The organism is Paenibacillus xerothermodurans (assembly GCF_002220865.2).
Taxonomy (GTDB): domain Bacteria; phylum Bacillota; class Bacilli; order Paenibacillales; family NBRC-103111; genus Paenibacillus_S; species Paenibacillus_S xerothermodurans.
Genome location: NZ_NHRJ02000001.1, coordinates 68998 through 88725, shown reverse-complemented (window position 1 = coordinate 88725; position 19728 = coordinate 68998). Strand labels below are relative to the sequence as shown.

General features: G+C 51.7%; 18 protein-coding genes and 1 other annotated feature. All 18 genes read left to right on the top strand.

The window, feature by feature from the left end; translation table 11 throughout:
• Positions 1–9: 9 nt before the first annotated feature.
• The 18 genes from CBW46_RS00385 (at position 10) to CBW46_RS00300 (ending at position 19728) form a co-directional block, all read left to right on the top strand.
• Complete coding sequence (locus tag CBW46_RS00385) at positions 10–867, top strand: ATP-dependent DNA ligase (RefSeq protein WP_089198060.1); 858 nt, start codon at positions 10–12, stop codon at positions 865–867.
• A 328-nt stretch (positions 868–1195) separates the two neighbouring features.
• Positions 1196–2191 (top strand): FecCD family ABC transporter permease, encoded by a 996-nt coding sequence (locus CBW46_RS00380; protein WP_089198059.1) that lies wholly within the window; start codon positions 1196–1198, stop codon positions 2189–2191.
• Positions 2192–3226: a FecCD family ABC transporter permease gene (locus tag CBW46_RS00375; protein WP_089198058.1), complete on the top strand. Its 1035-nt coding sequence runs from the start codon at positions 2192–2194 to the stop codon at positions 3224–3226.
• Positions 3227–3299: 73 nt separating this feature from the next.
• The gene (locus CBW46_RS00370; protein ID WP_243633114.1) at positions 3300–4280 is read left to right on the top strand and encodes an iron-hydroxamate ABC transporter substrate-binding protein; all 981 of its coding nucleotides are present in this window, start codon (positions 3300–3302) and stop codon (positions 4278–4280) included.
• Positions 4281–4313: 33 nt separating this feature from the next.
• Positions 4314–5114 (top strand): (2Fe-2S)-binding protein, encoded by an 801-nt coding sequence (locus CBW46_RS00365; protein ID WP_089198057.1) that lies wholly within the window; start codon positions 4314–4316, stop codon positions 5112–5114.
• 26 nt (positions 5115–5140) lie between these two features.
• Positions 5141–5941, top strand: a complete 801-nt coding sequence (locus CBW46_RS00360; RefSeq protein WP_089198056.1) for an ABC transporter ATP-binding protein — start codon at positions 5141–5143, stop codon at positions 5939–5941.
• Between the two features lie 733 nt (positions 5942–6674).
• Positions 6675–8504: a cache domain-containing sensor histidine kinase gene (locus CBW46_RS00355; RefSeq protein WP_089198055.1), complete on the top strand. Its 1830-nt coding sequence runs from the start codon at positions 6675–6677 to the stop codon at positions 8502–8504.
• Positions 8482–10005, top strand: a complete 1524-nt coding sequence (locus tag CBW46_RS00350; protein WP_089198054.1) for a response regulator — start codon at positions 8482–8484, stop codon at positions 10003–10005. The genes CBW46_RS00355 and CBW46_RS00350 overlap by 23 nt, the downstream gene beginning before the upstream one ends.
• Positions 10006–10129: 124 nt before the next feature.
• Entirely contained in the window at positions 10130–11176 is a 1047-nt protein-coding gene (locus CBW46_RS00345; RefSeq protein WP_089198053.1) for a Gfo/Idh/MocA family protein, read from the top strand.
• A gap of 20 nt (positions 11177–11196) precedes the next feature.
• Positions 11197–11922, top strand: a complete 726-nt coding sequence (locus CBW46_RS00340) for a ThuA domain-containing protein (RefSeq protein WP_089198052.1) — start codon at positions 11197–11199, stop codon at positions 11920–11922.
• A 32-nt stretch (positions 11923–11954) separates the two neighbouring features.
• Positions 11955–12875 carry a carbohydrate ABC transporter permease gene (locus tag CBW46_RS00335; RefSeq protein ID WP_243633113.1) on the top strand — a complete coding sequence of 307 codons (921 nt, stop codon included), beginning with the start codon at positions 11955–11957 and terminating at the stop codon, positions 12873–12875.
• Complete coding sequence (locus CBW46_RS00330) at positions 12872–13702, top strand: carbohydrate ABC transporter permease (RefSeq protein WP_243633112.1); 831 nt, start codon at positions 12872–12874, stop codon at positions 13700–13702. Before CBW46_RS00335 ends, CBW46_RS00330 begins: the two co-directional genes overlap by 4 nt.
• Before the next feature lie 29 nt (positions 13703–13731).
• Positions 13732–14991: an ABC transporter substrate-binding protein gene (locus CBW46_RS00325; RefSeq protein WP_089198051.1), complete on the top strand. Its 1260-nt coding sequence runs from the start codon at positions 13732–13734 to the stop codon at positions 14989–14991.
• A gap of 26 nt (positions 14992–15017) precedes the next feature.
• Complete coding sequence (locus CBW46_RS00320) at positions 15018–15785, top strand: SDR family NAD(P)-dependent oxidoreductase (protein ID WP_089198050.1); 768 nt, start codon at positions 15018–15020, stop codon at positions 15783–15785.
• A 250-nt stretch (positions 15786–16035) separates the two neighbouring features.
• Complete coding sequence (locus tag CBW46_RS00315) at positions 16036–17019, top strand: sugar phosphate isomerase/epimerase family protein (RefSeq protein ID WP_089198049.1); 984 nt, start codon at positions 16036–16038, stop codon at positions 17017–17019.
• 94 nt (positions 17020–17113) lie between these two features.
• Positions 17114–17211 (top strand) — a sequence feature (23S ribosomal RNA rRNA prediction is too short).
• Positions 17212–17344: 133 nt separating this feature from the next.
• Positions 17345–18127 (top strand): SDR family NAD(P)-dependent oxidoreductase, encoded by a 783-nt coding sequence (locus tag CBW46_RS00310; protein WP_089198048.1) that lies wholly within the window; start codon positions 17345–17347, stop codon positions 18125–18127.
• Positions 18128–18157: 30 nt separating this feature from the next.
• Positions 18158–18928: an SDR family NAD(P)-dependent oxidoreductase gene (locus tag CBW46_RS00305; RefSeq protein ID WP_089198047.1), complete on the top strand. Its 771-nt coding sequence runs from the start codon at positions 18158–18160 to the stop codon at positions 18926–18928.
• A gap of 14 nt (positions 18929–18942) precedes the next feature.
• On the top strand, positions 18943–19728 hold the full coding sequence (locus CBW46_RS00300) for an alpha/beta hydrolase (RefSeq protein WP_089198046.1): 786 nt from the start codon (positions 18943–18945) through the stop codon (positions 19726–19728).

Sequence of the window (19728 nt, the reverse complement as noted above, 5' to 3'; positions counted from 1 at the left end):
GATGCACACATGTTTATTGCTCCAATGTTGTTGCAGCAGCGCGAGAAACCATTCTCCGATCCTGCATATGTGTTCGAGCCCAAGATTGATGGGCACCGGGTCATCCTCTCCCGCCGCGACGGAGAGACCCGTCTATTTACCCGGCATCAAACTGACTGCACAAAGCAGTATCCTGAACTGTGGAATCCGTTAGTCGATGGCGATGTGATGTTAGATGGTGAGGTGTGCTGCATAGATCCAGCCACCGGGAATATTGATTTTGAGCTGGTGATGGACCGGTTTCAACTAAAGAAACAAGATAAAATTGACACATTCACCGTTCAGCGCCCCGTTCACTTTGTGGTCTGGGATATCCTTTATCATAATGGCCGGAGCCTCTGCGATTTACCTCTGACAGAGCGGCGTTCTATCCTGGAATCCGTTCTACAGACCAATGCAAACTTTAGCATTGTGCCTCAAATCCAAGAGCATGGTGAGGCCTTGTATCAGTCCATCGTAGCGCGTTCCATGGAGGGCATGGTCGCCAAGCGCAAGGACAGCAAATACGTATCCAGACGTTCACCTGATTGGTTGAAAATTATCAACTACCAGTATTCTGAAGTGTATTTAGCGGGCATCCGAAAAGAGGATTTTGGCTGGTTGGCACATGTGGAGGAGAACGGATCCAAGAGGCCGGCGGGCATTATCGAGCTCGGCGTGAAGCCAATTCATAAGACAGCCTTCTCTACCGTGAGCAAGCAGCTCATCATTGGTGAGGACAGACAGTTCGTCTATCTCGATCCAAAACTGAAAGCCCGCGTAAAGTTCCGCAATTGGACACGAAACGGCAGTCTCAGAACGCCGGTATTTCTGGATTTTGTGGTATAAACATTAGCAGCAACAAAGCTCCCATGCGCGGAGCTTTTTATTTTTCTGCCTGATCACCGTATGACTTTAGCTAGCTTCCATTTTTACGTTATTACTTTCAAAAACCAATTGACATTGATTCTCAATCGCAATAGAATAAAGCCGGACACGTTATTGAAAATGATTATCATTTAAACGGAGGTAGATGATTAAATGCAGAAAGGACCTACGTGTGCTTACGCATGCACTGCTGTGCAAGTCCTCCCGCATGGATTATGCCTCTGCATGGCTGTTAATCCAGCCCACGATGTCGAGCAGCAGACGCGGATGAAGAGGCAGGGCAGCGATTATGGCATTTTTCTGTAAGTCGGCCGTGTGGTGTGCAGGTGTAATGTTGATTCTGCTCGGCATCTTCTTATCCATCTCTTTCGGGGCTGTCGATATTAGTCCGGGTACGGTTCGGGAGGCTGTCCTCCAGTATGATCCCGGACAAAATATGCATACGGTCATCCGGGAAATAAGATTACCACGGGCTGTGGCGGGCGCAATCGTCGGTGCCGCCTTTGCAGTTGCCGGCGCCATCATGCAGGGCTTAACCAGAAATCCGCTCGCTGATTCCGGACTGCTCGGACTTAATGCAGGAGCGGGATTGGTGCTCGCATTGTGCTTCGCACTCGTACCCAATCTGCCATACTCCTCGTTGATGGTATTCTGCTTTCTGGGAGCGGCCGTAGGAGCAGCGCTTGTGTTTGGAGTCAGCTCTTTCGCACGGGGCGGGCTTACCCCGCTTCGGCTCACGCTGGCTGGCGCGGCGGTTAGTTCGCTGCTTATCGCACTTAGCGAAGGAATCGCGATTCTATTCCGCATCGGGCAAGATTTGGCGTTCTGGTATGCTGGGGGGTTAGGCGGAACGCAATGGTTGCAAATCAAATGGTCGTTTCCCTGGATAGCAGGAGCGGTTTTCGCAGCAATTCTCCTATCCAGATCTATCACGCTGCTCAGCATGGGAGATGAGGTCGCAAGGGGTCTTGGCCAGCACATCTTCATCGTGAAAGTCGCGTGCATGATCATCGTGGTTATTTTGGCTGCTTGTGCGGTATCGCTAGCCGGCCCGGTCGCCTTTGTAGGATTGGTGGTTCCGCATATCGCCAGAATGGTGGTCGGTTTGGATTACCGTTGGATTATTCCGTATTCGGCGCTGTTCGGCAGCATTCTCATGATATATGCCGATCTTGCCGCCCGAATGGTCCGACCGCCCTATGAAACACCTGTCGGCGCATTGATAGCGCTGATTGGAGTGCCTGTGTTTCTCTTCCTGAGCCGGAAAGAAAAGAGGGTTTTGTAAATGAATTTGCCACCGTATTCTGCTGCCGCCGCACGTACTAAAAAACGTGCGTTGGTGGTATATCTTGTTTTGGGAACGTTAATTATGCTCTTCTTCCTGATTAGTATCAATACCGGACAAGTACGGCTCTCGCCTGCAGCCTTGTGGCAAACACTATGGGGAAATGGAACTGCGCGTGAGGAGCTGATATTGTTTGAATTCCGGCTGCCCCGAATCGTGGTGGCGCTGCTCATTGGTACCGGTTTTGCCGTTTCAGGATGTATCTTACAGGGTCTTACACGCAATGCGCTGGCTGAGCCTGGTATTCTTGGCATCAATGCTGGAGCAGGGCTGGCTGTAATTCTCTTTATTTCGTACTTCCCGGATAATCAGTCTGCTTCCGTGTATGCTCTTCCCTTTATCGCGTTCCTCGGCGCAGGACTGACGGCCGCTCTGATTTACATACTTTCGGTCAAGAGGGATGGTGAGCTTTCACCTTCTAGGCTATTGGTGACGGGAGTTGCCGTCGCGGCCGCTATCGCATCGCTCATCCTGGTTCTCACGATCCGGCTGGACCCGGCTCAATACCAGTTCGTATCGATTTGGCTTGCTGGCAGCATCCGGGGGTCCAGCTGGCAGTTTGTCATTGCATTACTGCCGTGGCTGGCGTTGCTAATTCCGCTCGTGCTCCTCAAATCACAAGTGTTGAATATCTTAGCGCTCGGGGACTTGACGGCATCTGGATTGGGGGCGAATGTACCGAGACAGCGGATGGCACTGCTGGCAATCGCAGTCGCGCTGGCGGGATCTTGCGTTGCAGTGGGAGGCGGAATTGCTTTCGTCGGCTTGATTGCCCCGCATCTTGCTAGACGGCTGGTCGGACCTCAGCATCAATACGCACTGCCGGTTTCAGCTTTGCTCGGTGCCCTGCTGCTGATCGTCGCGGACGCGGTCTCACGTATGATTTTCACATCGGGAGAAATTCCGACAGGGATAGTCGTTGCGTTGATTGGCGCGCCTTATTTTCTTATGCTGCTGGCGAAAGGCAAGCGATAAAGACTTCATCATTTGACTTTGATAGTGAGAATCATTATCATTTGAATAAACGTGAAATGTGCAGGAGGACGAAATGAAATTTGATATGTTAAGCGTGAAGTTCAAGGCAATCTGTTTGATGAGCCTGATACTACTGCTGATGCTGCTTTCGGCTTGCGGCAATAGCGCTGCGGGAACCACTGACACACCGTCTGCTGACAACGCCGCGCAACCATCGACAGTGACCGTAAAGGACGGGATGGGCCATGACGTCAGCATTCCAGCTAATCCGAAGCGTGTTCTCGCATCCTATTTAGAGGACCATTTAGCTGTCCTGGGAGTTACACCGGTGGCGCAGTGGTCCGTTGCGAATGGGGTGCAGGATTATCTACAAGCACAACTGGCAGGCGTACCTACCATCGCTTACGATCTTCCGCCTGAGACCGTGGCAAGCTTTGATCCAGACTTTATCATCATCGGATCAGCATCGTCAGTTCAAAACGGCTTGTATGAACAGTATTCAAAAATCGCGCCTACATATGTGCTAGGGGATGAAATCGTCAAAGATTGGAGAGAGACCTTACTTAAAATGGGCGAGCTGCTGGGCAAAGCGGATGCCGCTCAGAAAGCGGTAGAGGATTATAACCGAAAAGCTGCGGACACCAAAGCGAAGCTTGAGAGTGCCGTGGGTAAAAAATCTGCCGCCATCCTTTGGATGACGCAGAAGCAGTTTTACATCGTAGATAACGAAGTTGCGAGCGGAGATGTGTTGTACGGGGACTTGGGATTCACCCCGCCAAACCTAGTGGCGGGTTTGCCGGACGAAGCGAAAGCGGCTTGGAATCCGATTACGCTCGAGAAATTGGCTGAGCTTGATGCCGATTATATTTTCCTTGTGAACAGCGATAAAGGGCAAGACGCGGCAGCGTTGAATAATCCGGTTTGGCAGGGGATTCCGGCGGTCAAAGCAGGTCATGTGTACGAGATGAGTATACAGAGCAGCTGGCTTTACAGCGGGGCCGTCGCAGGTGAAAAAGTGATAGACGATGTGGCAAAGGCACTCGGTGTGCAGTAAAGGGTCTGTGGTGAGCAAAGGGGGGATCAGCAGTTGGAGGAAGAATTGGATTATTCACTTACGGATTCGCTTTTTCGGATATCTGCGAACGGTCATAAAGAGCCGGTGTTTGAGATGCCGGCTGCACACTGGCTGTTAACGGAGCAGGCACAGAAAGCCCTTGCCGTCATCGGTGAAATGACAAGATCGATAGGCCTGGATTTGCCCGCCTCCTTGGCAGGTTTATCCTTGTTCAACCTCTGCACAGCCAAGCTTATTATCCTGGCACGGCACGACTGTTTTGTGGATTTATCCCTTCCGAATTTGATCTTTCAAGTGCACGTGCATAACGGGCATAGCTATGCAGGCTATCGAATCGTTGCACCTGAGCGCAGAGAGTCGCGCGAGGCGAACAACGAGCAATTTGCGAAGTCACATTGGACCGAGTTTTTCAGGGAGCATATCAACCCCGCTATCGAGTCCATTGCCCGCACGGCAGTCGTCGATGCCGGCCTCATCTGGAATCAATTCGGAGGGCAGCTTGCCAACATAAGGGAATACCTTCGGCGGCAGCAGGACTACATAATCGCCATGGATGAATTTGACCGATGTGCGGCCGTTTTGACTGAGCGTCTCTCTGCAGATGTCTTTGGTCGGAAAAAGAATCCGTTCGCCTATCGCCCCCGAGTCATAGATAATCCCTGGCAGCCTGGAGGCAGGATGATTATCAGGTCCTCCTGCTGCATGTTCGACCGTAGGGTGGACGGTCAAAAATGTTATAATTGCCCACGCCTATCCCGGGACGAGCGGGAATCACGGCGTAAAGTAATTGCTGACCAAACTGTAGTACGATAAAAAGAATTGAGCTGGCGGGGTGTATCATGATCACAATGCGTACTGAAGCTTTGGATGTCGCGTACGAGGAACGCATCATCGTCAGGAATCTAAATCTCGGCATACCCACCGGAAAAATCACCGCCTTGGTAGGGGCAAACGGTTCCGGCAAGTCGACCATCTTGAAGGCTATGGCACGTTTGATGAAGCCGTCTGCCGGAACGGTATTGCTTGACGGCAAGTCTATTCATGCCCAGTCAACTAAGGAAATAGCGAAGCAGCTCGCCATTCTGCCGCAGAATCCGACCGCGCCGGAAGGTCTTACCGTATCCGAACTGATCAGCTACGGCCGATTTCCTTATCAGAGCAGGTTTGGCTCACTCACCAAGCTGGACCGGGAAGTCATTCATTGGGCTATGCAAGTGACTGGCATGAGGGAATTTGAGGGCCGTCCGGTAGATCAGTTATCCGGAGGACAACGGCAGCGTGCATGGATTGCAATGGCGCTCGCCCAGAATACCCGGTTTCTCTTTCTGGATGAACCGACGACTTTTCTCGATATGGCTCATCAACTGGAAGTCCTGCAGCTCCTGCAGAAGCTCAACCGTGAAGAAGGGCGGACGATCGTAATGGTCGTTCATGATTTAAACCATGCGACCCGATACGCTCATCACATGATTGCGATCAAAAAGGGCAGCGTGATAAGCGAGGGCCGGACAGAAGATGTCGTCACTGAGGATGTTCTGCAAGAGGTGTTCGGCATACGGGCGGACATCATCAAAGATCCCAGAACCGGTGTACCGCTTTGTCTGCCATATGCGCTAGGTGATTCGGCATTGACGATTTAGTGCTGCTGCCGGATATGCAGACGATATATGCGATGTGCCGGTATGTGAGTCCCAACAACTTTTTTGTTGGGACTTTTTGCATGCTCAGGCCACATCGATGCCAAGGTGAGCGTATGGGGACAAGCTGGCCGGTGTGCATGGGCAGAAAATGTAAGATTATGGAGAATTAGTGGCATAGCACGCAAAACACCACATTTAATTTGCGACAATGGTTTTACTTGTTAACAGAACTTTTATTATGTAAACTAATACCATCGCAAGGTCTATTTATGTTTACATAAGAATTATTATGTTAACATTATTTCTCCTGGATATATTATCGCTTAATGGTTCAGCACCGTGCCCTATACTCTAATTAGTGCGATGTTCAATAACTGCAAAACAGGGAGCCAGCTGGCTGCTGTACGATGTTCACTCGTTCATCGTGGTCACGGCGGCCGATAAGCTCGTTGTCGGGCCTGTGTGGGCATTTATGTGGGCTCTGTCATATTGCGGGAGCACGGAGATTATGGCTGATCAAGGGGATCACGCTCATTCAGCCAGGCTTGGCATACTGCGTCATCATTCGCTTAACACTATAAATTATTAACGATACTAATTATTAGCATGATGAACTACATAGTTTTTCCTTGATTCTTTAGTCATGAATATGTGCAGCAAACTTATATACTAGTACTAACACCGTCCCGTATGTTGATCCTCACACTATGTCAGTCACAGGAGATGATTCAGCGTGCTGAAGCCAAGCGTTAGGGAAGACGCACCTCCACCTCGTATTTCCTTTCAGAAAAAACTTCTTTTCTCCTACTGCTTTATCATCCTTATTCCCGTGCTATCCGCGCTTCTCATATTCGGCGTGCATGCTTACAACAACACGAAACGTTACTATCAGGACTTCATGAACCAGCTAAGCGGCAGGGCCGACACGATTACAGACGAATTTATCACTAACAGCGCACGCAGCTCATATTTTTATTTAACTGACACAAAGCTAAAAGCCATCCTGGAAAAGCAACACACGCAAGGTAAACGCGAGTATCTCGAAGATTACCGGTATATGCAGACGGCAATGGATCAGATCGTCTTGATGAACGGCCATATCACCAATCTCACCATATCAGGTCTGAACGGCGCTATCTATAACAGCTCTTCACCATATTGGTGGAATTTTAGCGCCGTGCTCGGCGGATTGGATCAAGATAGATTATATGACGGCAAAGTGATCGTCCATGTCGAGGAGGGGAGAAGCGCGGATCGCCAACAGGTTTCCATCATCCGGTATTTATCCGACCTGAACCGCAAGAAAGGCAACAGACAGGGTTACGTGAAAGTAGACATCAACCCCAGGGCGATAGAAAAGAATTTCGGCGGCATTGAGAAGGCTAACACCGAACTTGGAACGCTTGTTGTTGCGAATGGGAAACTCATCTACAATTCCAGGGGCTTAACGTTCAACGACGGGGACCTGGGGACTATTCTTGCGAATTTCCGTGAGAATCAAGGTATACCGAATACATTAACCCGAATCACGGTGAACGGCGAGAGCTACCTATTTACTGCAAGAAAAAACGAGCTGACCGGCTGGGATATCATTCAGTTCATCCCTTCGCGGTTGATCTCTGAAACATTTCGGAAAAATGTCAACCTATATGCGGTGATCTGTATGCTGACGCTTAGTGTGGTGTTTGCGTTGGCCGTCTTTTTTTCACGGCATTTCTTTAAGCCGATCCACAAGCTCCGAACCAAAATGAAGCTCGTCGATGCAGGGCAGCTCGATCTCGTGCTCGAGGAGGAAAGCCGGCATGATGAAATCGGACAGCTGGTGCAGAGCTATAACGCTATGCTGACGCGATTGAAACTGAGCAGAGAGACGGAGCTGAGAGCGCAGCGGCTGCAAAAAAGAGCCGAGCTGCATATGCTGCAAGCTCAGATTAATCCGCACTTTTTATACAACACGTTGAATGTGATCCACTCCATAGCCGAACTGCAGCGGGTGGACCAAATTTCGGTGATTGCGAAATCGCTGGCCAACATGTACCGGTATAACCTTAAAAGCAGGGACATCGTAACCATCGAGCAAGAACTGCAGCAGATCAAGAATTACATCAACATACAGCAACTGCGCTTTTTAGACAAACACACGGTCGTGTACGACATAGATGAGGCGGTGTACGAATACAATATTTTAAAATTTTTGCTGCAGCCTCTTGTGGAAAATTCCTTCCTCCATGGGCTGGAACCGAGGGGAGATGGCGGAACGCTGGTATTATCCATCGTGAAAACCGGACACGTACTGCAGATTCGTGTGCAGGATGATGGTGTCGGCATGAGTCCGGACTCATTGACGAGGATCAACGCCTCCTTAGGCAAAGCTATCACGGATGTTGAAAGCGATTACAACGAGAATTTCGGCCTGCGTAACATTTGCGCGCGGATACAAAATTGTTATGGCAGCCCCTACAGCTTGACAGTGACGAGCGCGCTCGGTGAGGGTACCTGTGTTGAACTGATCATTCCCGCCGTGAAGGAGGTGCACGAACATGGTCATTCTGATCGTAGATGATGAGTATTTCGCCCGAAAAGCCGTCGTCCAAATGATACTGGATTGGGAACCGACGCTTACGGTGCTTGAGGCTGAGGACGGACGCCAGGCATGGGACATCGTCGAAGTCGTACTTCCGCATGCTGTCTTGACAGACATCTGTATGCCAAAATGGGACGGCAACCAACTGACAGCGAGAATTGCCGACAAATATCCCGCCATATGTAATGTGATTATTAGCGGTTATGACGACTTCAAATATGCCCAAAAAGCGATAGCCTCCGGCGTACAGCAGTACCTGCTCAAACCGGTGGATAGGCACGAGCTGGTCAGCTTGCTGGAGAAGATAAAGGAGCAGGTGCACGCTGCTGCCGCCCTTAACAAAGAGCAGAGCCTGTCGGCTGCTCTGTTTGCGCAGAGGGAGTTGAGCTTGGCGGAAGTGGGATTGGAAGCCGCAAATATTTATGCGGTCGCTGTACTGCAGACGGAGCACTATGATGAACATAGCTTGCGGCGGCAAGTATCGGATTCCTGCTCCGAGCACAGCGTAGAGTCTGTGTGTGTTTGCGATCCGCAGCATGCCAATATGTGTGTCGTATTGCTCTGCTGCACGAACTCTTCGAGCTGTGTGACAGCGGAAAAATGCCACCCATTTTACACTGTCATGCATGACGTGGCTGTCCGTTATCAGTGTGCAACCGGGCGGGCCATCTACGCCGGTGTCAGCTCCGTTCAAACCGATGCTTCCCGCCTGCCCGTTGCGCTGAAAGAGGCGAAGCATGCGCTTCTCCGTCGGCTGATCAACGGCCGGAACCACTTGCACCTGTATGACGAAGCGCATGATTACGCCCGCTGCAGCTCGGAGCTGCTAGATCAAAGGATGCTGCCGCTGTACAACAAAATTTTAACAAACCAGGTCAATGAAGCGCAGTGCATCATCCGGTCATTGTTCGATCTAATAGTGTCGGATGAAATGTCGATATATGCCGTGAACGATACGTGCTCCAAGCTGGTTGCGCTGCTAAACGCCATCGCCGAAGCAGCGTACATCAAGAACGGAGAAGCAGGCAGCTATCTGGAGAAGGTGGATTTATACCGCTTTTTCACCATGGACCAGCTCGTTGCCTTCTTCACGCAATATGCAGCGGATCTCTCAGCACGATTGGAGGCAGGCACTGCCAAGATGGGTATGGTCGAGCTGATGCAGCAATACATCGAACAGCATTACCGCCAAGATATCGTGTTAGAGGATTTGGCGAAGAATGTGTTTTACACGGATCCTTCCTATTTAAGCCGGCTGTTCAAGAAGAAAACCGGTACCAGCTTCTCCAAATTTCTCACATCGGTACGCATGCACAAGGCAAGAAAGATGATGGAAAACGGCTCGGATCTGGCTGTGGCCGACATCGCGGAAGCCGTAGGCTTCAACGATTGTTCCTACTTCATCCAAATGTACAAAAAGTTCTTCGGTGCAACGCCTGGCAGACATAAAAAAACTATGGATATTAACTCCGGACAATAAGCGAACTGCACAGTTTTGTTACAGTCGGATAGTCATAATCCTTACTTTGAAACCGCTATCGATCAACATACAATGAAGTGACAAGGAGGGAACCACAACAAAACAATGACGCGGGAGGGATCGTATGCCAGTGCTAAGAATGGGAGTCATAGGAGTAGGCGGTATTTCGAACACGCATATAAGAGGGATATTGAAATCCGACAATTTGCAGCTTGTCGCTGTTGCGGATCTGCAAGAAGCTCAGCTTGAGAGATGCGGCGAACAGTACGGCATCGCGCAGGAAAACCGGCACCTGGACTACATAGAGTTGCTGCAGAGGCAGGACATTGACGCCGTCTCGATTTGTACGCCCAACAACGCTCACTACGAGGTGGCGAAAGCGGCTATTGAGCACGGCAAGCCCTTCCTGCTTGAAAAGCCTGTGGCGATGAACCGCGAACAGGCATTGGAACTGCGCACATTGGCGGCGGAGCGGCAGGTAAAGAACATGGTCGCGTTTTCCTACCGCTATAAAGCGGCTGCCCGATACGCCAAGCATTTAATCGAACAAGGCCACCTGGGAAAAATACACCACGTATACGGCAAGTATTTACAAAGCTGGGGGCTCCGGGATGTTCCGCAGGTCTGGCGGCTGTCCAAGCAGCATGCGGGATCGGGGGCGCTCGGCGATCTGGGTTCTCACATGCTCGATCTTACCCGTTTTCTCGTCGGGGAAATCACGGAGGTAATTTGCGATGCCGATGTGATAACGGCAAAGAGACAGCTTCCAGGCTCAGAGGAATACGGTACGGTGGATGTCGATGATTACTGCCACTACATGGCCAAAATCAACGCGGATATTCGTGGTGTGTTTCAAATATCACGATTTGCTTTCGGGCGCGGCAATTATCAGCGTATTGAGGTTTACGGCAGCGAAGGCGGCTTGGTGTACGAACTCGAGCAGGAGGATACGCTGAGCGTATGCTTGGGGCCGATATCCGGCAAATCTCTGGATTATCATCAGCTTCAGGTGCCGCGTGAATTTTTTGCAGATCAAATGCAGAGCTTTTACCATGTTGTCACAGGTACGGACGATGGCTTGTCGGCAACGATCGAAGACGGTTACATTAACCAAAACACGATTGATGCCATCATCACGTCCAGCCAGAACAGAGCGTGGGTCACGCTATAACAATGAATGAGGTGAATCGTATGAAAGTAACCATTTGGAATGAGTACCGCCATGAAGTCGAAGATGCGGCGATCGCCCAAATTTACCCGCAAGGCATACACAATGCGATCAAAGAAGGCCTCTCCGGAGAAGGCTTTGACATTCGGACCGCAACTCTCGACGAGCCTGAGCACGGGCTGACGGAGGAGGTGCTGGCGCAGACGGATGTGCTGGTGTGGTGGGGGCATAAGAATCACAGGGATGTGCAGGATGACGTTGTGGAACGTGCATATCAGCGCGTGCTGGACGGCATGGGATTGATCGTGCTCCATTCGGCGCACTGCTCGAAGATTTTCAACAAATTGCTCGGTACGCCCACATGTCAGCTGCGCTGGCGTGAGGCGGATGAGAAAGAACGGCTGTGGGTTGTCGACCCGGCTCACCCTATCGCAGAAGGAATCGGCTCCTATATCGAACTGCCCATGGAAGAAACTTATGGAGAGCATTTCAATATTCCGGCGCCCGACCAGCTGGTATTCATTAGTTGGTTTGAGGGCGGTGAGGTGTTTCGCAGCGGCGTGACGTATCACAGGGGCAGAGGTAAAATTTTCTATTTCCGTCCCGGCCATGAGACTTATCCTACTTATCACAATGAAGAGATTTTGAAGGTGATCGCCAACGGCATCCGCTGGTCAGCACCAACGCAATCAGCAACACCCGTGTATGGCAACGCCAAAGCGTTGGAGCAAGTGAAGCCAAAAACGTAACAAATCATCAACCATGGATTGGGAGGATGCCTATGCAGGTTCACGCACCCCACACCGTGCCAGCCAAGAAGAAAAGGCTGTCGATACGCAGGAGTACGCTGATCTTCTTCTTATTCACACTTCCGGCGCTGCTGCTTTACTTAGCATTCTTTTTCTATCCCGCGCTGTCCGGCTTCTTTTACAGCTTCACGAACTGGGACGGCGTTTCCAAGTCGTACAAAATCATCGGTTTCAAAAACTATATCGACATCCTGAAAGACAAACGATTCTTGAATGCTTTGAACTTCACTTTGTACTACACGGTCATCGACGTGACACTGAAGTTATCGCTGGCATTGATATTGGCGATGCTTCTGAGCAGCAAGATCAAGTTCAGAGGCTTTATGCGGTCGGTGTACTTTTTTCCGGCGGTGCTCAGCTTAATTACAGTTGGCTTGATCTTTAACCAGCTGTTTTATGCGGTCATTCCCAGGATCGGCGAGGGCTTGGGGATCGAGCTGTTATCCCGCAATATTTTGGCTAATAAAGATACCGCTGTGTATGGCATCATCCTGACCAATATATGGCAGGGAATATCCATTCCGATGGTGATATTTATGGCCGGTTTAGCCAGCGTGCCCAAGGACTTGCATGAAGCGGCAACGATCGACGGCGCCTCCCCATTTCAACGTTTTTTATCCATCACCATTCCATTTCTCATACCTATGCTGAACGTCAACCTGGTATTGACGATTAAAGGCGGATTGACCGTGTTCGACTATATCGTCGCCATGACGGACGGCGGGCCGGCGCAGGCGACGGAGTCGATAGGTTATCTCATTTATCGCCACGGCATGAACGAAATGAAGTTCGGCTACGGCACGGCTGAATCGATCTATATCTTTCTCATGGTCGGCATCATATCCATTATCCAGATCAAGCTGTTGAACCGGAAGGAGGCCGGTCAGCAGTGAAACCGAATCCGATTGTTCAAGCTCTCAAATACACCATTCTCATACTAGGCATGATCGCTATTTTAATTCCGATGTATGTGACCGTGTCCGTGGCGATGAAAACTCAGGAGGAGTCCACCCGCAGCATCTTCGCGCTTCCGTCGAGTTTCTATTTGGGCAACTTCGAGAAAGTGATCAATGCAGGAAAATATTGGACTTATGTCAGCAATTCGCTGCTCATTACGATAGTTTCCATCGCTTTTATGCTTCTGCTCATTCCGATGGTGTCGTACGCAATCTCACGTAACTACAAGAAGAAATACTACATTTTCTTATACTACTTTATTTTGTCGGGCATTTTCGTCCCTTTCCAAGTGATCATGCTGCCGATCGTCAAGCATATGTCCAATTTGGATCTATTGAATCAGGCGGGTCTCATCATCATGTACGTGGCCCTTTCATTTACGCAGGGCATGTTTTTGAGCGTCGGCTATTTGAAAAATGTTCCGCTGGAGCTTGATGAGGCATGCAAAATGGATGGAGGCGGCGTTTGGCAGACATTTTCCAGAGTGATTTATCCGCTGATGCTTCCGATTACCGCAACGATTCTCATTTTGAACAGCTTATGGATTTGGAATGATTTCATGCTCCCGCTTGTTCTGTTAAACCGCAGTCCGAATTACTGGACGCTTCCCTTGTTTATTTACAACTTCAAAACGGAATACACGATCGACTACAACTTGGCGTTTGCGGGATTTTTCATGTCGATGCTCCCGATCCTGGTGCTGTACGGGTTTATGCAGCGATACATTATTAGCGGGTTGACAGAAGGGGCGCTCAAAAATTAAGCACAAAAATCGACTGGCAGGTGAGAAGAATGAATAAGCTTAAGAGAGTAGTGTCATTTCTATTGGCCGGTTCACTTGCGCTGGCGGCAGGCTGTTCCGGCGACGGGGGTGGAGGTGGTGACAGCGGCAATTCCGCGGACGGCGTCGTGAAGCTGGAATATTTTCAGCAGAAAAAGGAAGTTGTTGAAACCGTCAACAACATTATTAAGAAGTTCGAGGAGAAACATCCGAATATCAAAATCGAGCAGAACAATGTACCTAACGCCGGGAACGTGTTCAACATGAGATTGTCGACTCAGGATACGCCTCCAATATTTACGCACTATGCGACAGCTCCGCTGTTCTTGAAGGCGGCGAAAGACGGCCATATCGCAGACCTTACCGGCGACCCGCTGCTCAGCAATGCCATCCCGAAATTTTTGGAGGAAACCCAAGTAGACGGGAAAAACTACCTGGTTCCGATCGCCATCGGCACATGGGGAGTGTATTACAACCTGGATGTGTTCAACGAGTTGAAGCTGGAGATCCCCAAAACTTACGGCGAGTTTATTGCACTGGCACAGAAAGTGAAAGCGGCAGGCAAGCTCCCGTTCGTGTTCCCGGATAAGAATGTCGGTATACTAGGCCAGGAGCTGGGTTACAAGATGAGCTTGAACATACCTGACGCCGAAACATTCATCATGGATGTGATGCAGGGCAAAAAGCATATTACCGACAGCCCGCATATGCATAAATTTGCGGAGGATCTGCTGGAGCTGCGCAAATACGGCCAGCCGGATTCGCTTGGACTGGACATGGACGACGCGATCCGCGAGTTCGCACTGGGCAAGTCCGCGATGTATTTCCAAGGCATTTGGTCGATCCAGCCCATGAAAAAGGCGAATCCCAACTTGAAGTTCAGCATGTTCCCGCTGCCTGCCGAGAAAGCCGAGGACACCAAGATTGGAGCGTTTGTCGACACCGCGGTGGGCTTGCCGAAGGATGGAAAGAATGCGGCCGAAGCAAAAAAATTCGTGGAGTTTCTGGCTTCTCCCGAAATCGTACAATACTACGTGGACGAAACACAGTATCCTCCTGCCACTCAAGGAGTAAAAAACAATATCACGGAAATCAAGGATCTGTATGCGTTCATTGAGGCAGGCAAGACGTTCCCTTCGATATCTCGGTTATTCCCCCCGGGAGCAAGTGACGATTTCGCGAAAGCGACTCAAGGCTTGTTCGCTTCCGGAGATGTAGACACATATCTCCAAGATGTGGACGCAGTCTTCTTTAATAAGTTAAACCAATAAAGCTTGAGTGGAAGGGAAGGCTTACAATGGGTTACGAGGGGTTGAATCTGGATGGCAGAGTGGCTCTGATTACAGGCGGCAGCGGGGGTCTCGGCCTGGAAATGGCTAGGTCCCTCGCTTCTGCGGGGGCGAGCGTCATCGTCACCAGCCGGCACGAAGGCAGGGCAAAAGAAAGTGCGGAAGCAATACATAGCGCGACAGGCCGTCCAACACTAGGTGTCGCTGCGGATGTAACGGTTTACAGTGAGATTGAGCGGGCGGTGGAGCAATGCATTGGCGCATTCGGCCGCATCGACATATTGATCAATAATGCGGGCGTTAACGTGCGCAAGCCGATTCTGGAGTACGATGAGTCGAGCTGGGATCTCGTGCAGAGCACGAACCTGAAAGCCCCTTTCTTGTGTGCCAAAGCTGTAGTTCCGCATATGATCAAGCAGAAGTTTGGGCGGATCATCAACATCGCGTCCATGCTGGGGCAGGTTGCTTTGCCTGAGCGGTCCGCATATTGCTCGAGCAAAGGGGGACTGATTCAGCTGTCCAAGGTGATGGCGCTGGAATGGGCGCAGTACGGCATCACGGTGAATGCCGTCTGTCCGGGCCCGATCGCTACCGAGCTCAACCGTGTGGTGATGGAAAATCCGGAGGCCAATCAGTTTTTCCTCAATCACTTGCCGATCAACAGGTGGGGCGAGCCCGCAGAGCTGACCGGTCTGATCGTGTATCTCGCATCTGACGCTTCCAGCTTCATGACCGGCTCCGCGCTGGTGATCGACGGCGGTTGGACGGCGGAGTAACGGCACGCGGAGCTAGATAACTGGGGTTGCCCGCGCACGGGCTTGGGTAAGAAGAGCCGGCTTATCGTCCAGCTCACGCAAGAACGTGTGCACAGCCCCCATCAGCGTATGCATAGCGCCCGCTAGCGTGCGTGCACAAGCCTCGACAGCGCGCAAGAGAATTTCGCCTGTCCGGTAAATGACAATCGTAGGCCCAGCACGACACACAAGTACAAGCGCGACAAAATCGATGCCTTAAGGAGCGGATGGCATGAAATTCGGACTGACCGTGTACGGTACAGTGTATGACATGGGAATACACCCTCAATCCGGCAAGCCGCGCATTACCCCTGCTGAATTGATCGATGTGAGCGCGGCGAACGGCTTGGAAGGCATAGAGGTGCCTTACGCAGTATTGAAAGCACATGACCCAGATGAGGTGGCGCGCTGTGCCTCGGACAAAGGCATGTTCATAAACATCGCGGCCGGCGGATACGATGCTGCCGTGCTGAAAGATGCGCTCGAACTCGGGGAGATGGTCGGCGCGGTCACCGTGAGAACCGTAGTGGGCGGCGCAAAGTTTGGCGGCGACCGCAGGCATATGGCCGGCACTTGGAATTCATTCCTGGACGATATTCTCGCCGGGTTCCAAGCTGCGGTGGAAACAGCGGAACGAACGGGGGTGAATCTGGCAGTAGAGAACCACCAGGATCTGGCCTCCGAAGAGCTGCTTTGGCTCTGTGACCGCATCGGCTCCGACAGGTTTGGCATCACGCTCGATACCGGTAATCCGCTTGCTACCGCGGAGGAGCCCATCGAGTTTTTCAATAAGGTTGCTCCATTCGTCAAAAATGTGCACCTGAAGGATTATTGGATCTATTGGTCCGAGGAAGGCTACCGGCTTGTTCGCTGCCCTGTCGGGCAAGGGGTGATCAACTTTCCGGAGCTGCTGCGTATCTTTAACGACAAACAGCCCGATGTGACCATGTCATTGGAGCATGGAGCATTGGAAGCCCGCCATGTGCGTGTGCTGGAGGAGGATTATTGGACAGAGTATCCTGAGCGGTCCGCGAAAGCACTGGCCAGGTTAATGCGTTTTGTTCACGATCAGGCGAAAGTGAGTGGAGACTGGCGTACTCCATGGGAAAAGGGAGAGCCGCCGGAAGCGATTGCCGCTTATGAGAGAGCACAGTTGGACACAGGAGTCGCATACCTTACGTCCTTGATACGCCGGGTGAGATCGAGTGGTTTGTGAGCGGAGGCTGGGAAACATTGTGGGTGCGAAGATGCAGGTTACCCGCGGCAAGACGGAAAGACCCCATGGAGCTTTACTGCAGCTTGATATTGGACTTTGGTACGATCAGTGCAGGATAGGTGGGAGCCGTTGACGCTTGAGCGCTAGCTGAGGTGGAGGCGCCGTTGGGATACCACACTGATCGTGTCGGAGCGGTCGGTACAACGGGAAGCGAAGCCGCGAGGTGAAGCGAATCGTTACAAGCCGGTCTAAGTTCGGATTGCAGGCTGAATTGCGAAAAACTGGTGAATTCAAATTGCAAAAAAATGGTTAAGAGGTGATGGGAATGGCAGCGCTTGAATTGGCAGGGAAAAACGCACTGGTCACCGGCTCGAGCCGCGGACTGGGCAGGCAGTATGCCTTTGATTTAGCACAGGCCGGAGCTAACGTTATCGTGCATGACCAGAGTGAAAAATCCGCGGCCGCGTTTGGCGAAGCGAAATCCGGATTTGCTGTGGCGGAGGAGTTGGCGCAGCTGGGTGTCAACACGCACTTCATAGCCGCTGATGTGGCGGATCCGACGCAAGCGGAGAAGCTGGTGAACGGAGCGATCGAACGATTCGGCTCGATCGACATTCTGATCAATAACGCTGGCGGGGACATCGGATTCAGCACGCCGCGGCCAGAGCCGAACGATGCGTTGGATATCGACGTGAATGACATTCGTTCGGTGGTGGAGCGGAATCTATTGGCTACGATGTATGTCTGCAAGTTCGCCGGCCGCCACATGCGTGACCGGCGCAGCGGGAAGATCGTGAACGTCGGCTCGGTCGCCGGCCACGTGCCGGTGAGCGGAGGCATTATCTATGCGGCTGCCAAGCTGGGTATATCCCATTACACCCGCTGCTTGGCGGATCAGCTGCGGCCCTATGACGTGAATGTGAACTGCATCTCTCCTGCTGCAACATACACCGCACGGTTTTCGGCAACCCGTGCCGTCCCGAGCGAGGAAGGCAAATCGCGTCTGCAGCGCATTGCACATCCGGAAGATATGTCCAAAATCGTTATGTTTCTTTGCGGTCCGCAGTCGGATTATTTGTCCGGCGAAACGATTGTATGCTGGAAATAACGTTTGGCGAACGAAAGGAGACGATACCGTATGGCCAACCGATTGGCAGGTAAAGTTGTGATAATTACCGGAGGAACGAAGGGAATCGGCAAGGGGATTGCTTATATGGCGGCAGGAGAAGGGGCCAAGGTCGTCATCAGCGGGCGCAATGCAGCAGACGGCGAGCGCGTTACCGAGGAGATCCGCAGCAGCTATGGCGCTGAGGCTCATTTTGTGCAGGGTGACATCGGTTCCGAAGAAGGCTGCCGGAGGCTGATCGCGCAGACGGTGGAGCGGTTTGGCCGAGTCGACGGCCTGGTGAACAACGCGGGTATTTTTCCCCGGGGCACGATGCTCGCAACGACGGAAGAATTGTACGACTCCATTTTTGCGGTGAATGCTAAAGCACCGTTTTTTTGCTCCAAATATGCGATTGAAGCCATGCAGAGCACCGGTGGCGGTTCCATCGTGCATATGGGCTCCACTCACGGCTACAAAGGGGGTTTCAACCTCGCGGCATACGGATGCTCTAAGGGCATGCTCCGCACACTGAGCCGCCACATTGCAGCTCACTACGCCAAAGATCAAATCCGGTCCAACTGGGTCACTGTCGGCTGGGTGGCGTCGGAAGGCGAAATCGAGCTGCACGAGAATATGGGATCGAGCTTGGGCGATCTGCAGGAGCGGGCGAAAACCGCAGTGCCCAGCGGGCGCATGCAGACTGCAGAGGACATGGCCTACGGCGTGGTGTATCTGCTGTCCGACGAATCGAATCAAGTAACCGGCTCTGAGCTTGCCATTGCCGGCGGATTAAACATGTAGGAGGTAATAGTAAAATGGCGCTTATTCAGTGCAACTTTTTCTCGGAAGCTCTGCAGCTCAGCACCTCGATGACAGTCATCCTGCCACAGCAGACACGCACTCAGATTGGGCAGCAAAATGTCAAGATGGGGGACCGTCATCCGACGCTGTATTTGCTGCACGGCTTGTCTGACGACGATACGATCTGGCTGCGCCGCACGTCAATTGAGCGATATGTTGCTCCGCTTGGCCTAGCGGTTGTCATGCCGCAGGTGCATCGGAGCTGGTACACGGATATGGTGCACGGGAACCGGTATTGGACGTTCTTAAGTGAAGAATTGCCAGAGCTGTGCAGATCATTTTTCCCTTTGTCCGATGCGCGTGAAGATAATTTTGTGGCCGGGTTGTCAATGGGGGGCTATGGTGCGTTGAAGTGGGCGTTAAGCAAGCCCGATCAATTCGCGGCGGCGGCAAGCTTGTCCGGGGCCGTCAACCGGGCACGCGTGCCGGATGATCCAGAACGGCTGCGGGAGTACCGGCTGATCCATGGCGATGAAAGCGTGGCCGGTACGGCCAATGATCTGTTTTGGCTGTTGCAGCAATGCGATGCCTCTGAAGGACCCAAACCGAAGCTGTACCAATGCTGCGGCACGGAAGATTTTCTGTATGAAGACAATATGCTGTTCCGGAACGCATGTGCGAATACTGATTTGGATTTTACGTACGAGGAAGGGCCGGGGGCTCATGAGTGGGGCTACTGGGATGAGAAAATACAGGATGTACTGGCCTGGCTGCCTTTGAAACGATTGCGGAAGGAGTGA

Coding starts and splice junctions, on each gene's coding strand:
- CBW46_RS00385 (WP_089198060.1), top strand. CDS start 10: ATGTTTATTGCTCCAATGTTGTTGCAGCAGCGCGAGAAACCATTCTCC.
- CBW46_RS00380 (WP_089198059.1), top strand. CDS start 1,196: ATGGCATTTTTCTGTAAGTCGGCCGTGTGGTGTGCAGGTGTAATGTTG.
- CBW46_RS00375 (WP_089198058.1), top strand. CDS start 2,192: ATGAATTTGCCACCGTATTCTGCTGCCGCCGCACGTACTAAAAAACGT.
- CBW46_RS00370 (WP_243633114.1), top strand. CDS start 3,300: ATGAAATTTGATATGTTAAGCGTGAAGTTCAAGGCAATCTGTTTGATG.
- CBW46_RS00360 (WP_089198056.1), top strand. CDS start 5,141: ATGATCACAATGCGTACTGAAGCTTTGGATGTCGCGTACGAGGAACGC.
- CBW46_RS00350 (WP_089198054.1), top strand. CDS start 8,482: ATGGTCATTCTGATCGTAGATGATGAGTATTTCGCCCGAAAAGCCGTC.
- CBW46_RS00345 (WP_089198053.1), top strand. CDS start 10,130: ATGCCAGTGCTAAGAATGGGAGTCATAGGAGTAGGCGGTATTTCGAAC.
- CBW46_RS00340 (WP_089198052.1), top strand. CDS start 11,197: ATGAAAGTAACCATTTGGAATGAGTACCGCCATGAAGTCGAAGATGCG.
- CBW46_RS00335 (WP_243633113.1), top strand. CDS start 11,955: ATGCAGGTTCACGCACCCCACACCGTGCCAGCCAAGAAGAAAAGGCTG.
- CBW46_RS00325 (WP_089198051.1), top strand. CDS start 13,732: ATGAATAAGCTTAAGAGAGTAGTGTCATTTCTATTGGCCGGTTCACTT.
- CBW46_RS00320 (WP_089198050.1), top strand. CDS start 15,018: ATGGGTTACGAGGGGTTGAATCTGGATGGCAGAGTGGCTCTGATTACA.
- CBW46_RS00315 (WP_089198049.1), top strand. CDS start 16,036: ATGAAATTCGGACTGACCGTGTACGGTACAGTGTATGACATGGGAATA.
- CBW46_RS00310 (WP_089198048.1), top strand. CDS start 17,345: ATGGCAGCGCTTGAATTGGCAGGGAAAAACGCACTGGTCACCGGCTCG.
- CBW46_RS00305 (WP_089198047.1), top strand. CDS start 18,158: ATGGCCAACCGATTGGCAGGTAAAGTTGTGATAATTACCGGAGGAACG.
- CBW46_RS00300 (WP_089198046.1), top strand. CDS start 18,943: ATGGCGCTTATTCAGTGCAACTTTTTCTCGGAAGCTCTGCAGCTCAGC.